The 14,207-nt window shown below is 52.6% G+C and carries 8 protein-coding genes; 2 read left to right on the top strand and 6 right to left on the bottom strand.

The window, feature by feature from the left end; translation table 11 throughout:
- Entirely contained in the window at nt 1-444 is a 444-nt protein-coding gene (locus tag ACYVHB_RS02730; RefSeq protein WP_461049383.1) for a DUF6934 family protein, read from the bottom strand.
- 51 nt (nt 445-495) lie between these two features.
- Nucleotides 496-2,136: an aminotransferase class V-fold PLP-dependent enzyme gene (locus ACYVHB_RS02725; protein WP_461049381.1), complete on the bottom strand. Its 1,641-nt coding sequence runs from the start codon at nt 2,134-2,136 to the stop codon at nt 496-498.
- 398 nt (nt 2,137-2,534) lie between these two features.
- Here ACYVHB_RS02725 and ACYVHB_RS02720 point away from each other — a divergent pair, with 398 nt between their 5' ends.
- Complete coding sequence (locus ACYVHB_RS02720) at nt 2,535-5,663, top strand: TonB-dependent receptor (RefSeq protein ID WP_461049379.1); 3,129 nt, start codon at nt 2,535-2,537, stop codon at nt 5,661-5,663.
- A 119-nt stretch (nt 5,664-5,782) separates the two neighbouring features.
- On the opposite strand, the gene ACYVHB_RS02715 is transcribed toward ACYVHB_RS02720, so the two are convergent.
- Both ACYVHB_RS02715 and ACYVHB_RS02710 read right to left on the bottom strand, forming a co-directional pair.
- A complete protein-coding gene (locus tag ACYVHB_RS02715; RefSeq protein ID WP_461049377.1) occupies nt 5,783-6,124 on the bottom strand; it encodes a hypothetical protein in 342 nt (113 codons plus the stop codon).
- Nucleotides 6,125-6,722: 598 nt separating this feature from the next.
- Nucleotides 6,723-6,929 carry a hypothetical protein gene (locus tag ACYVHB_RS02710; protein WP_461049375.1) on the bottom strand — a complete coding sequence of 69 codons (207 nt, stop codon included), beginning with the start codon at nt 6,927-6,929 and terminating at the stop codon, nt 6,723-6,725.
- 338 nt (nt 6,930-7,267) lie between these two features.
- Here ACYVHB_RS02710 and ACYVHB_RS02705 point away from each other — a divergent pair, with 338 nt between their 5' ends.
- Nucleotides 7,268-8,812, top strand: coding sequence for a flavin-containing monooxygenase (locus ACYVHB_RS02705; RefSeq protein WP_461049373.1), 1,545 nt, complete (start codon nt 7,268-7,270; stop codon nt 8,810-8,812).
- Between the two features lie 172 nt (nt 8,813-8,984).
- Here ACYVHB_RS02705 and ACYVHB_RS02700 read toward each other — a convergent pair whose 3' ends face one another.
- Both ACYVHB_RS02700 and ACYVHB_RS02695 read right to left on the bottom strand, forming a co-directional pair.
- The gene (locus tag ACYVHB_RS02700) at nt 8,985-10,721 is read right to left on the bottom strand and encodes a RagB/SusD family nutrient uptake outer membrane protein (protein WP_461049371.1); all 1,737 of its coding nucleotides are present in this window, start codon (nt 10,719-10,721) and stop codon (nt 8,985-8,987) included.
- Nucleotides 10,722-10,814: 93 nt separating this feature from the next.
- Nucleotides 10,815-14,063 (bottom strand): SusC/RagA family TonB-linked outer membrane protein, encoded by a 3,249-nt coding sequence (locus ACYVHB_RS02695; RefSeq protein ID WP_461049369.1) that lies wholly within the window; start codon nt 14,061-14,063, stop codon nt 10,815-10,817.
- Nucleotides 14,064-14,207: the final 144 nt, after the last annotated feature.

Here is a 14,207-nt window from a genome sequence, read left to right as displayed (position 1 = left end):
TCAACGTTTAAGTGAAATCAAAAATCGTACGTAGTCAGCATTTGGTTTGAAGGGTTCGAGTTGACCATCTTGAAACTCACCGAAGACCATGAACCGTTGCCGAATCGCATTAAGCTCCCGACCGATAACGATTCGATACAGCCGAGTACGTCGCCTATCGCTTCCCCTGACGGTAACAATCTTCTGGGGAAATTTAGTCAGGAAATTGTCGATAATTCGCATGACGGTCGCCAGCACAGTGCGCAAATCATTATTGTCGGTGACGCTTAGGTCGCTCTCGGAGCCATCGTCGAGCAGGTCCAGCAAGGCGAGGTTGAAAACATCCAGCAGGCTTGTTTCGGTCAACCGGACTATCTTTTTAACAAGTTTGGTATCGCTGACACTGTTGAAATCATACCGAACTTCAATCGGTTCAGCAGAAAAAGAAGAAGGGGATTCGTCCATAGCACGGTGGTATTCCGCGCAAATACAACAAAATAAGGCAACCTGGTTACTTCACGGTTTGCCATAGTCAATGTCATCGGCTAAGGTGTACCACCGCAGCGGATTGGTCACCTGCTCGTAGTGATACGTCTGCAAGGGCGTGGCACACCATTCGTCAAGTGCTGATTGGGCAATGTCGTCGGCCCAGTCGAGATAGGTGCGGCATTCGACGGCGGGTTCAGTGGTGTTCCCGCGTGCTGATGTTGGTTCAGGCTGGAGAAACGTACGAAGCGAACCAACCGGCGCAACGTAGCCCGGCGGCTGCCAGAGCGCATTCCGATCATCAAATTGGTAGTACTTGAGCAGTTTCCAGCCGTTGGCGACTACCCACAGCACAGCGTCGACGATGAACTGAAATTCAGTTTCCGGAATAAAGTAGTTGAAATTTAACCGCACCCAGCCCGGTTTACTGCCCACGTTTCCGGTGGCCAGTTCCACCATGTACGCCCGTGACGTTTCCTCGCTCAGCGCCATCAGGTCATGACCATACGGCCCGGCGCAGCTACACCCGCCCCTTGCCTGAATACCAAACAGATCATTGAGTAGAGCGACCACAAAATTATGATGCAGGAAACGACCCGCGCAGCGGACGTGAAAGGCCACGATCCCCAGCCGGGCCACATCGGTGTTGCCCAGGATATACAGGTCAGGCTGCTGCTTAAACTGATTGATGGCCCGGCTGATGTAATCGCTTTCCCGCATTTGAATGTATTCGGTACCAACGGCGTCTTTTAAGCCAAAAACCAGGCCCGCCCGTATGGAATCAACGATGGCCGGCGTACCGCCTTCCTCCCGAACCTCAACAGCTTCGTAATAACACTGCTGAGTTTTAGTAACGAAATGCACGGTTCCTCCACCAGGAGCGGTGGGTACTTTTTCGGTGAAAAGGTGTCGTTTGGCAACTAAGATACCGGGCGTACTTGGCCCCCCAGCTACTTTATGGGCGGACATGAAGATGGCATCCTTGTTGGTATTCCCACCCGGATTCATATCAATTTTCATGTAAGGAGCACCGGCGGCATAGTCCCAGAACGAAAGAGCACCGTATTGGTGAAGCAGGCCCGTGATCAGATTCACCGGCGACATGACGCCCGTTACGTTGGAAGCGGCCGAAAAGCTACCGATCATCGGCCGGGTGTGTTGATACCGGTGAAGGTTCTCTTCCAGAAATGCCACATCAACAAGACCATCCTGCGTTATAGGCACCGCGATGACCTCAAAACCACCCTCCCGCCACGGCAAAATGTTGGAGTGATGCTCGTAAGGACCCAGTAATACCACCGGCCGGTGAGACGGGTGATCACATTGCAGTCGGCGAACTACTTTGTCGATGGCTCCCGTGGAGCCTGACCCGCAAAACACCAGAACGTCATCGGCTCCGGCGTTCACAGATTTTTTAATCAGTTGGCGGGCTTCTTCGCGGTAATGGCCCGTCTGCCGTCCCGTAAAAGACGCTTCGGTATGCGTGTTGGCGTAAGTCGGCAGAACAACCGCCCGAAGGTAGTTTTCAATGAACTTCAGGGGTTGCCCCGAAGCCACATAATCGGCGTAGGTAATCAGGCGCTCACCGAAGGGACCCGGAATCTGATGACCGTGGCAATACTGCTCCCGATAAATTTGGTTCACTAAGTCAGTGTGAGTTACCGTTTCCATACGTTGCGCAGTGTGAGGAGAGAACCACAGAATGAGACACGATGCCAAAACATACTCAGCACCTCTGCCCAACTCTGTTAGTCGGCAAAGTGGTTGAATATCAAGCCCTTTTAACCAATTTCTTCATATGCTTTATTGAACGGTACGCTGAGTAAGTGCTTCGCATCTTTACCAGACTAAGTGTATACAAACGCGATTATGATTGGTGAAGCCTGCTCTTCTGGCAACGCGAAGAATCGAAGACAGGCCGACTGACTAACGAAGCGCTGAGGTCTACTTCTCATTAAATATGTATTCAGCCATGAATCTTTGCGATTAAAAAGAGAAGAGAAAGCTTGGTGATGAACTTCACGTTATTTTTATAGGCAACAGCTTAACACAAACTACATCCCATTTTTATGCGTCATCTACTTGTACTTTTCCTGTGTCTGGGAATGGGGCATTGCCATGTCCATGCTCAGGTAACCACATCGTCCATCGCGGGTATCATCAGCGACGGGAGCGGTAACGGCCTGCCCGGTGCCACCGTATCGGCCATTCACCTGCCCACCGGCACACAGTACGGCGTGTCGACCCGCGCCGAAGGGCAGTTTACCTTGCCGAACCTGCGCGTGGGTGGCCCCTACCGCGTCGTTATCTCGTACGTGGGCTACCAGAGCGAAACCATCGAAAACGTGTTTCTGAGCCTGGGCCAGAAATTACCGCTGAACCGGACGCTGCAAAACGAATCGCAGCAACTGAGTGAGGTGGTCATTCGCTCCAACGCCAACGACGTGCTCAACAACAACCGCACCGGGGCGCAAACCAACATCAGCAGCGAGCAACTGCGCGTGCTGCCGACCATCAAGCGCTCCGTGTTCGACTATACCCGCCTGAACCCGCAGGCCGGTGACGACGGCACGTTCGGCGGACGGTTCAACCGCTTCAACAATTTTTCGCTCAACGGGGCCATCTTTAACAACCCCTTCGGACTGGATGCCAGCACGCCGGGCGGTCAGTCCGATGCGCAGCCGGTTTCATTAGACGCCATTGAGCAGGTGCAGGTGGCGCTGTCGCCCTTCGATGTCACGCAGTCGGGTTTCACCGGGGCAGCCGTCAATGCCGTCACTAAATCGGGCACGAACCAGTTTCACGGTACGGCGTTCGGCTTTTACCGGAATCAGGATCTAACGGGCAAACGTGTAAAAGGCACCGATATTTTCGTGCCGGAGTCGGATCAGACGCAGTTCGGGTTTAGCCTGGGCGGGCCGATCATCAAGAATAAGCTGTTCTTCTTTATCAACGCCGAAGCCGATCTGCGGTCGGAGTTGGGAACCAACGGCTGGGTAGCCCGGCGGAGTGGGCTGGAAGGCGCCAACGTCTCGCGCGTTCAATCGGCCGATCTGGAGCTGGTATCGAACACCCTGAGCAGTCTGTACGGCTACGAAACCGGACCGTACGAAAATTTCACCTACAAAACGCGCAACGCCAAGTCCATCGTCAAGCTCGACTGGAACATTAATCGGGTCCATAAGCTGTCGGTGCTGTATAACTTCTTGGACGCCTTTCGGGATAAGCCCGCCCACCCCTCGGCCATTGGTCGCCGGGGACCGGATTTGCTGACGCTGCAATTTCAAAACTCCGGCTACCGAATTAATAACAAATTACAGGGCGGCATCATCGAGCTGAACTCCAACTTCAACGGCCGTTTCGCCAACAAGCTTCAGGTCGGCTACACGCGGTTCCGCGACACCCGCGACCCGTTTTCGGCTCCGTTCCCGGTCATTAACATCAACCGCGACGGCGTTCGCTACATCGTGGCCGGTCATGAGCCGTTCTCAATCAACAACACGTTGAATCAGGATGTGTACCAGTTTACCGACAATTTCAACATCTACGCGGGCAAGCACACCATCACGCTCGGTACGTCGTTCGAGAAGTTTGATTTTGACAATTCGTTCAACCTCAACGCCTACGGTGGCACGTTCGGGCCGGGCTACGCATCGGTAGCGGATTTCGTGACGGACGCCAGCACACCCGAGTTTAAGGAAGCCGTTGCCAAAGCCCGCGGTACGTACGCAGCCGGAAACTGGGCCCTGGCCGAGACCAACGTGGGGCAGTTGGGTTTCTACGCGCAGGATGAATTTTTAATTACGCCAAAGCTGAATGTGACCGTCGGGGTTAAAGTAGACATGCCGCTTTATTTCGATACGCAGCAAAAGATTGAGGAGAATATTGCCCGCAGCAATGGCGGCTACATGGGTGATATCCAATATTATAACGAAGCGGGAACGCCCGTCAAGCTCGATTCGCGGCAACTACCCACGACGGCACCCCTATTTTCACCCCGCTTTGGTTTCAACTACGACATCACCGGCACGGGCACCCGAAAACTGCGTGGTGGCACGGGCGTGTTCACGGGTCGCTTTCCGTTCGTGTGGGTCGGCAATCAGGTGGCTAATCCAAACTTCTTTTTCTACTGCGTAACGGACCCCGATTTCCGGTTTCCGCAGGTCTGGAAAAGCAGCCTCGGCTACGACCACAAGTTCGCGGGTGGCTGGATTACGTCGCTCGATTTACTGTTCAACAAAGACATTAACGCGATGATGGTGCGGAACTACGGGCTTAAACTCCCTTCGGGCCGCCTGACGGGGGTCGACAACCGGCCGGTGTACACGGCTTCTGACCGCGCAACCGTCTTCGGCGGACCAACCAATGCGTATGTTTTCACCAACGTCAGCTTAGGATACTCGCTCAACGCCAGCGCTCAGGTGCAGCGGACGTTTGCCAATGGTACCTACGTCAGTTTGGCCTATAACTACCTGAACGCCAGGGATGCCTCATCGACGGACTCTGAGATCTCGTCGGACGCCTTCGACCGTCAGCCAACCGTTGGCCACGCGAACACGCCGATACTGGCTCCGTCGCAGTGGGGCAACACGCACCGGGTGGTCGGGTCATTAGCCAAGCGCTTTGCCTACTCGGGCGGGGCCTGGGCCACTACGATTTCGGCCGTGGCAGAGTACGCCAAAGGGGGCCGCTACAGTTACACCTATTCGGGTGATTTGAACAACGACGGCTCGGGCCTGAACGACCTGCTCTTCATTCCAACCGATGCCCAGATCGACCAGATGCGGTTCAGCGGTAACGACGCGGCCCGGACGGCGCAGCGGGCGGGTCTGAAAAGCTACATTGCGCAGGATGATTACCTGAGCAGCCGCCGGGGGCAGTACGCCGAACGGTACGCTTCGTTGTCGCCCTGGTACTCGAACTGGGACGTTCGGGTGTTGCAGGATTACCGGTTAGCCAACAAGCACGTGATTCAGTTTAGCGTTGACCTGCTCAACGCGGGCAACCTGCTCAATTCGAACTGGGGTGTTCGGCAAACGGCTTCCTATAGCGGACTGGCCCAGCCGTTGGGTGTGCAACTGGACGGCGTAGGCGAACCGATCTATAGTTTCGACACGACTCAGCGGTCAACCTTCTTCAATGACACGCAGTTGACCTCACGCTGGCGGATGCAGTTCGGATTGCGGTATTCATTTTAGGGGCTTCGCCCTTCGTGTCGATCTTATCAAAACAGCCGGGCCCTGTATAGTCCGGCTGTTTTGGCAAAATTAAGTACCCACGCACCAGCCGTGGTTAAGCTGTCAATACACGATAATGTTCAGGCTGTTCGCAGGACGTGCAGCTTCTTTTTAATGTTGGCTAACTCGGCCAGCAGTATGGCCTCATAGGCATTACTCAACTCAAAATACTCCTGATCCGATTCCGCATTGGCCATCTTCTCGTTAAAATACTCGTCTACCCGGTTGGGAGCAAAATTTTCCAGATCCTTAACAAATTGTCGACGCAGGTGAGCGATTTCCAGTCGTAAGGATTGGTTGTCGTTACCCGTATCCTCCTGCAATTGGGGGGTAAGTTCATCGATAAGCGAGGTGTAATGCGCGACTACTTCCCGGCTGGAGGTGAACACGGGTTCCTTGGTTTGTTGTACATGTGGCGTCATACTGTGTAGTTTGTAAGTAAGGTAAACAACGTTTTTTAGTATCAGGTGATACCCGGCGGTTGTATTCTCAAGCTTTATAAGTTGTGGGGAGCGTGGAATTTCTGTAGTAAAGACGGGTAACGTTTAACAAACGGGCAGCTTAAAAGACGTTAAATAGATGCTCAGGTATTTAGTGCTGGCCGGAACATCGGGGTAGTGATTCGCTGAATACAGCCGCCACTGAGTGGACTGACCAGGACGCTCTTTTGCGCAGTAACTGATCTCTATGAAATGGCCCTGGGTATAATAAAGCTCCAGTTTAACCGATGACTGAACTACCACAGCTAAAAAGGTAGCTGACGCGGCAGCAAAATCAGCTAATTGATTAGAGGTCAGCCGGTTCAATGTATATTCGGTCATGACTTTACGAATTGACGACACCTTGTTTGGCTATAATACGTGCAACTATCAGGTGTGGATTGAACCAGTAGTATCATTTGTAAAAAAAAAGTTGCATGTATAATAGATAAGCAATAACGATGACAAAATGTATTGTCACTTTCAGCCCCTGATGAATAGAATAGTTGGTCAATTCAATTAAGAATAATTGATAATGGACTTACCTCGCCAGCACCTTCACAAATCGCGTGCCACTCGCTGCCAACGGGTCATCGTTAGTCAGCACAATCAGGTTCGGATGTGCAACAGGCGCAATCTGTTGCGAACGGCCGATGCGCTCTTCAATCTCGGCGGGGGTTTCGCACCCCCGGTCAGTCAGACGTTGGCGGAGTACGTCGGGGCTGACGTCGATCAGCACGACGCGCATGGTGGGGAAGCGTTATGCGCCTGATCGACACCTATTTTTCGTGTGACGTAACCAAAGTAGTTATATAAAGCTGGTCCGCTGCGGTAAGGCTGTTTAGGCCCCTTATGGGCCTTTTTTTATGCAAAGTATTTCGCTGAATAGTTCAGTAAGCCAGAAACAACCTTCTCCATTATACGCTATTGGCCTTATAGCCTGAAAAGACGCACCTCTACCCGAAAATACAAACAAGTTAGTATGGATTCAGCCCTACTCAATCCGCCACCTTTGTCCTACCAAACCAACGCAGCAGCAACCTCCTGAACCACTGCGAACCAATTCGTTAAACCCAACCAATTCGTATGAAAACGACAAAGACAGTAGCAATCATCGGGGCCGGAGTGAGTGGCTTAGTAACGGCCAAAACCATGCGCGAACACGGCTTTTCGGTTGTGATGTTCGAGAAAGAAGCGGAACTGGGTGGTGTCTGGACTACTACCCGGCGCTACCCGAACGTGACCACGCAAAACACCCGCGACACCTACACGTTCTCTGACTTTCCGATGCCCAAACACTATGCCGAGTGGCCCACCGGTCAGCAGGTTCAGGAATACCTCACCAACTACGCCCGTCATTTCGGCATTCTACCCTTCATCCGGTTTAACACCACCGTTGAGCGGGCCGAACCGGTTGATGGTGGACACGGAGGCTGGGTCATTCACACGGCGCAGGATGGCAATACAACTACCCTATCGGTTGATTTTCTGGTGGTCTGCAACGGGGTATTCAGCGAGCCAAACATGCCCCAAATTCAGGGCCGGGATCAGTTTACGGGTCAGGTGATGCACAGCACCCAGTTTCGGCCGGAGCACCTCGAAGCGGCTAAGCACCAGAAAGTGGCCGTCGTGGGGTTTGCCAAGTCAGCCCACGATATTCTGTCGCAGGTGAGCAACGTGTCTGAGAAGCCGGTCTGCATCTATCGAGAAGCCAAGTGGAAGATGCCGCGTATTTTCTGGGGCCTTAATTTTAAGTACCTGCTGCTCCACCGCTTCGGCGAATCGCTGTTTCCGTACCGGACGCTGTTTGGCATCCACAAGTTTCTGCACGGACCGCTGGGCAAACCGGTCACCAATCTGTTAGTGAAAGGGATTGGCAACTTAGTTGCGGCTCAATTAAAGCTCAAAAAAAGCGGATTGCTGCCCGACAAGCCGTTCGACAGCATCGCCAACTGCTCCATTGGCCTAACCTCCGACCAGTTTTATGAGCGGGCAGCCACCGGCGATATCCAGCTTGAAAAAGGCGAAATCGCCCGTTTTGACAGCGATGGTGTGGTGCTGACCAACGGCAAAAAAATAACGGCGGACATCGTTGTTTTTGCAACGGGCTTCCGGCAAACAGTGCCCTTCTTCGACCCCAGCGTTAGCCGTCAACTCCGCAACCCGAAAGGCTGGTTTCAGTTGTACCGCAACGTACTGCCGGTCGATGTTCCTAACTTGTCGTTCGTTGGCTACAATCCGTCGCTGTTTACGCCGTTTACCTCCGAACTGGCCGCGCAGTATTCGGCTCAATACATTAAGGGGCAACTCAACTTACCCAGTGCTGATGACATGAAGGACGAAATCGCCCGCCATCAGGCGTGGCTGCTCAAACGCGCTCCGCACGGCCATTCGTCGGGTACGTGCGTAATTCCCTTCTCGTTCCACCACGCCGATGAGTTGATGCGGGACATGCGCCTGAAGACCCGCCGTACGGGGAATCCGGTAAAAGAATTTATGGCTCCGTTTAATCCGGGCATTTACAAAGGACTCACGCAGGAATTAAACGCGCTGCCCCAGCAACCGGACGCGCAGGGCCAACGGCCAATCCCAGTTGGGTTGGTTTCACCAATGATCCACGAGACGGCGTAAGCGGGCCACCCGCACCGAACTGCTCAGGTAAACAGGTCGCGACTGCAGGGTAAAGAGTTTTTAATGCGGTCTGTCAATTATTACTACGACTTAGCACAAAACGCAAAAAGGGGGGTCAGTTCTGAATTCAGAACTGACCCCCCTTTTTATCTACTTTAACACTCCGGAGAAATTAATACCCAGGATTCTGCGTCAGTACGTCCTTACCCTGGATGTCAATCTGCGTTTGTGGAATTGGCAGGTATTCATCCTGACCTTTCGTGAACTTAGCGCCTAAGAAGCCCGTCGGTAGTTTAGGCGACTCATACGCTAAATACGCGTTAAGCACCGTGTCGGCAATACCCCAGCGAACCAAGTCATAGAACCGGTGGCCTTCGCCCGACAGTTCCAGCTTACGCTCGAAATAAACAGCCGCTCGGGCTGCTTCTTTGCTGGCGAAAGCAGGGTACGGGCTGATGACGTAGTTAGCAGCCGCTTTGCCACCCTGTTGAACGAATCCTGCTGGGTCAGCCGCCCGCGCCCGAACCAAGTTGACATATTCAAGTGCTTTTGCTAAAGTACCTACTTCAACTTCGGCTTCGGCGGCCATTAGCAATACGTCGGCGTAGCGAATAATGTTGTAGTTAATGGCCGAGTAACCATCCGTCCAAGAGCTACCATCGGTCAACACTTTACTCTGCGTTTTGTAGAAGACAAACTTCTTGGGCGCGTAGGGTCCGCCGAAGCCCTGATCCCGAATCCAGTCGAGGCCGGGGTGAGGCTGCCAATCCAAATATTGGATACCCCGGCGACCGATAGAGTGATCCAAACGTGGGTCAACCGGACCAGCATCGGGTGTGAACGCATCGGCGGACTTAACGCCCTGATCCGTCACCAACTGATTGGCGCCTACGTTGTACGAACCGTCCAGCAGCGGCAAGCCACTTGCGCTGGTGCGGAACGAGTTGGCCAATTCAAAGCTGGGCTGGAAGAAACCGCAGCAACCCGCCGGACCGTTTGAACCCGTGTTATACGGAAAGTTCAGAACCAGATCAGGGTTAGCGTTGTCCGAGCTACCGGCGTTTGCCGCAGCCTGAATCGCGAATATCGATTCCTCGTTGTTATCAAACTCAGCGTTAAACAAGTTCGAATACTTTTGCACCAGCGCGTACTTCTTACCGTTCGCAGTTTTTCCACCGGCAATAATCAAGTCGAAAAGGGCTTTTGCTTGGGCAAACTTCTTCTGATACATGTAAGCCTTTGCCAAATACGAAGCAGCGGCCCATTTGTTAGCACGTCCGGCAGCACCCGGCAATTCAGCTAAGTTATCATAAGCGAACTTGAAATCGGCTTCTATCTTAGGCCAGATGTCTGCATTGTTCGCTACTTTGTCAATGCCAGCGCCGTAGTCCACAGTCTCGTCCACGTAAGGAATCATGTTGAAGTCGCGCTTCAACTCAAAGTAGTAGTGTGCCCGCAAAAAACGAGCTTCACCTTCGATGCGCTTCTTGATATCAGCCGAGACGTCAGCACCGGCCGTGGCTAATGTCCGCAAGGTAGAGTTTGCCCGGCTAATACCTTCGTACATAGCTTGCCACTTCCCGTTGACCTGCCCACTGGCAGCTTCAACCTCGTAGCGTTGAAATGGAGTCAGCGCATTGAAGTCACCCGAGTTAGAGCCTTTATTGGCTTCCCCGCCCGAAATACTACCCCGTAGCCAGTTGTTCGAACTGGCCGATTGAGTGAACCCCCTTGCGTTTAGCTGGGAATACGATGAAAGCAGAAGGCCTTCCAGACCAGCCGCCGATGTCAATTGCGAACCGGCTAATTGGCCGGTGGGTTGTACCTCCAGAAACTTGTCTTTACAAGCAAATGTGATACAGGTGAGCACTACAATCAGGCCCGCTCCTTTTTTTATCGTGTTTCTCATTTTTGAAGTTTACGAATTATTAACGAAACCAGAATTAGGTTAGGCGAAGGGGTAATCTATTAATTACCCCTTCGGCCCAACGCTGTTCATTAATTAAAAGCCAATGCTTAAGCCAACGTTATAGCTCCGGGTTACGGGATAGTTACCTACATCGATACCGAAGTTCTGATCAGCAGCACCGCCAACGGCCGGATCTAAACCAGTATAGCCACTGATCGTCAATATGTTGTTTGCCGAAGCCGATACACGAACCCGCTGCAAACCAATAGCACTCAACATATTGGCTGGCAGGTTGTACCCAACCGAGATATTCTGCAAGCGCAGGTACGAACCATTTTCAACGTAATACGAGTTTGCCTGTGTGTTCGTGCTGAAGTTCGAGACACCTTCAAAAATGGGGATGTCCGTGTTCATGTTCGTAGGTGTCCACGAATCTTTCACACGGGCACTAACGGCCGCCCCGGTGAAGGAGGGGTAGAAGTCAGTGAACCATTTCGAGTTATTGAAAATCTTGTTGCCCAACGAGGTGTACGCATAGGTGCTGAAATCGAAGCCCTTATAACGTAGCGTCAAGGTTACGCCACCATTGAATTTCGGAACCGGGCTACCTAAGAACGTACGGTCATCCGCCGAAATTTTTCCGTCGCCATTAATGTCCGCGTAGCGGAAGCGACCTACACCGGCTCCTTCCTGCGTGGGCGCAGCAGCAACTTCTTCTTTGGTGTTAAACAGGCCAAGCACTTTATAGCCGAAGAACGACGAGATCGACTGACCAGGCTGGTTGCGGACAACGTTTGTGCTCAAGCGAGTACCGCCCACGTCAAAATACGGTGAACCAGGGGCCAGCGACTGAATCTTATTTTGCAGGAAGCCGCCCGTGGCATTGAGTTCATACGTCAGATCATTGACGACCTTACCCCGGGTGATGACCTGAATGTCGATCCCCTGGTTACGCATACTGGCGATGTTCACAGCCGGTGCACTGGCCCGCACACCAACTACCCCGGCGAGCGGAACCGTATATAACAGGTCACGGGTATCTTTCCGCCACAGGTCGAAAATAACTTCTAACCGGTTATTCAGGAACGCACCGTCGATACCGAAATTGGTCGTAGTACTGGTTTCCCATTTAGCGTCTACGTTACCAATCCGACTCCGGAAGAAACCAGGGCTGATGGATGTGTTGGCTCCGTTGATATCGTAGCCATTGCCCGGATTGGACGCAAACAGGCTGTACTGGTTGTTGGGGTTAACGTTGTTTGAGTTACCCATCAGGCCATAACCACCCCGAACTTTTAGGTCCGTCACCCACGGCAGATTTTTCATGAAATTCTCCGACGAAAGACGCCAGGCGGCCGAAACGGCCGGGAACACGCCGTACCGGTTGTTAGCGCCAAAACGCGACGAACCATCGCGCCGAACAACCCCCGTCAGAATGTATTTGTCGTTAAAGATGTAGTTGACCCGCCCAAATATGGAATAAAAATTCACTCCATTGAACAAATCGCTGTTCGCCTGACGACCCGTGGTTGCCAGATTGCTAAGCGTTACGTAGGAGATGTCTTCCGAAAATGGATTCGTACCGTTGCCAAATAATTGACGGCCCTTTCCGGTGTTCAACGCTTCTATACCCCCTAACAGGTCGATCTCGTGAATACCAAATTTCTTCTTATACTGCGCCTGATTCGTGAACGTGTATCCCAGGAAATAGCCCGACCCTTCGCTGAAGGTATACGTCGTGTTGTTCTCCGAGTTTTCGTATTGTCTTGGGCCGTAGCTGTTGAAGTAGAAGTTTCCATACTGCAAACCAACATTGCTACGCAGGGTCAGGCCCGGAATCACATCATACTCTAAGTAAAAGTTACCAAAACCCAGCGTGTTGAAGTTGCCGTTGTTTTTTATCCGGTCGCGGTTGGCCACCGGGTTGCGGGGGTTGTTAAAGCCGGGAGCAGCCGTACCCGCATATCCACCAAACTCGTCGTACACCGGAATGATCGGCGGCATCCGGAACGCTTGCAGCACATCGTTCTCATCGCTCGATACGCCCCGGCCACCATCGCCACCCGTTATGCCTTTGTTAGACAGGTAGGTAAGCTGCAAATTCTGACCAAATCGCAGCTTTTTGGTGACGTCGAACTCCGTGTTAACCCGGAAATTGTAGCGCGACTGGCTGTTATTCAACAGGATTCCCTGCAAGTTCTGCATGCCCAGGCTTACATAGTACCGGCTGCTCTCGGTGCCGCCCGAGAAACCGAGCGTCTGCCGGAGAATGGGCGCCACGCGCGTAATGGCATCATACCAGTCGGTGCCCTGCTTGTTGGCCCGCACAACTTGATAAATGGCCCCATTACTTTGATTCGTATTGTACTTAGCCTGCGCAGCCGCCAGATCAATGTTACCCACGATACCACCGACGCCACCGACGTTGATGAAATCCGGTAGAACGGGCGTCTCTCCTTTACCGTACTGACCACCGGCCACGTTGCTGAAGTCAGGGGCAACGCCATTGGCAAGTGCCGTGTTCCGAATTGCCTGCCAGGTATAATCGGCCTGCTCCTGGGGATTCAAAATCGTCTGGCCTTTGCCCGGATCAGTGAAGCCATACAGACCATCGTAGCTAACGCTTAGCTTCTGTGCCCGGCGTTGCCCTTTTTTGGTCGTGATAACAATTACGCCGTTAGCGGCCCGCGCACCATAGATAGAGGCAGCGGCAGCATCTTTGAGTACCGTTGTCGACTCAACATCATCGGGTGCCACGAAATTGATTGCTCCCGTCGGCACGCCATCAACAACGTACAGCGGCTCGTTACCGCCAAAGGCCCCAAAGCCCCGCACCCGGACAATACTGGTTGTGCCAGGCTGACCATTGGTGATAACAGTTACGCCGGATACGCGACCTTGTAACTGCTGTTCTACGTTACCCGATGGGATGGCTGCCAGATCTTTGGCTTTTACCGTCGAGACAGACCCCGTGTTGTCACGCTTTGTGTCGGTGGTATAGCCCGTTACGATAACTTCGTCCAGTGCGGTGGCGTCGTCAGCCAAGGTCACACTGATGGTTGAGCGGTTGCCGACAGTTACTTCCTGCGTCTTGGACCCAATGGCCGAGATAACAAGAACCGGGTTAGCTCCGCGCACATTCAGCGTAAAATCGCCGTTTGCGTCGGTGGAGGTACCCGTGGTGGTGCCTTTCAGCAAGACGTTAGCACCGGGAAGAGGTCCATCGGTACCGATAATTTTACCCGTCACACGACGGTCCTGGGCGGATGCGTTCAGGCTGAACAGCAGCATGAATGCGCCCAGAAAAGCGGTCTGTAAGAACCGGTAGAGCATTGCTTTCATAGGGTGATATAGGTTTTAGAATACAGTAAACGCATCAATATTAAGGGTTTTAAATTATATTTCAAAAAGGAATTTTAATACAAACTTTACTCCATACTTACTTAAAGTGAGATTAATCTAAGAATAATACTGTTTTAACGATTG

The organism is Spirosoma arcticum (genome assembly GCF_054779955.1).
This window is presented reverse-complemented; position numbering and strand designations above follow the sequence as displayed.

Coding starts and splice junctions, on each gene's coding strand:
- ACYVHB_RS02730 (WP_461049383.1), bottom strand. CDS start 444: ATGGACGAATCCCCTTCTTCTTTTTCTGCTGAACCGATTGAAGTTCGG.
- ACYVHB_RS02725 (WP_461049381.1), bottom strand. CDS start 2,136: ATGGAAACGGTAACTCACACTGACTTAGTGAACCAAATTTATCGGGAG.
- ACYVHB_RS02720 (WP_461049379.1), top strand. CDS start 2,535: ATGCGTCATCTACTTGTACTTTTCCTGTGTCTGGGAATGGGGCATTGC.
- ACYVHB_RS02715 (WP_461049377.1), bottom strand. CDS start 6,124: ATGACGCCACATGTACAACAAACCAAGGAACCCGTGTTCACCTCCAGC.
- ACYVHB_RS02710 (WP_461049375.1), bottom strand. CDS start 6,929: ATGCGCGTCGTGCTGATCGACGTCAGCCCCGACGTACTCCGCCAACGT.
- ACYVHB_RS02705 (WP_461049373.1), top strand. CDS start 7,268: ATGAAAACGACAAAGACAGTAGCAATCATCGGGGCCGGAGTGAGTGGC.
- ACYVHB_RS02700 (WP_461049371.1), bottom strand. CDS start 10,721: ATGAGAAACACGATAAAAAAAGGAGCGGGCCTGATTGTAGTGCTCACC.
- ACYVHB_RS02695 (WP_461049369.1), bottom strand. CDS start 14,063: ATGAAAGCAATGCTCTACCGGTTCTTACAGACCGCTTTTCTGGGCGCA.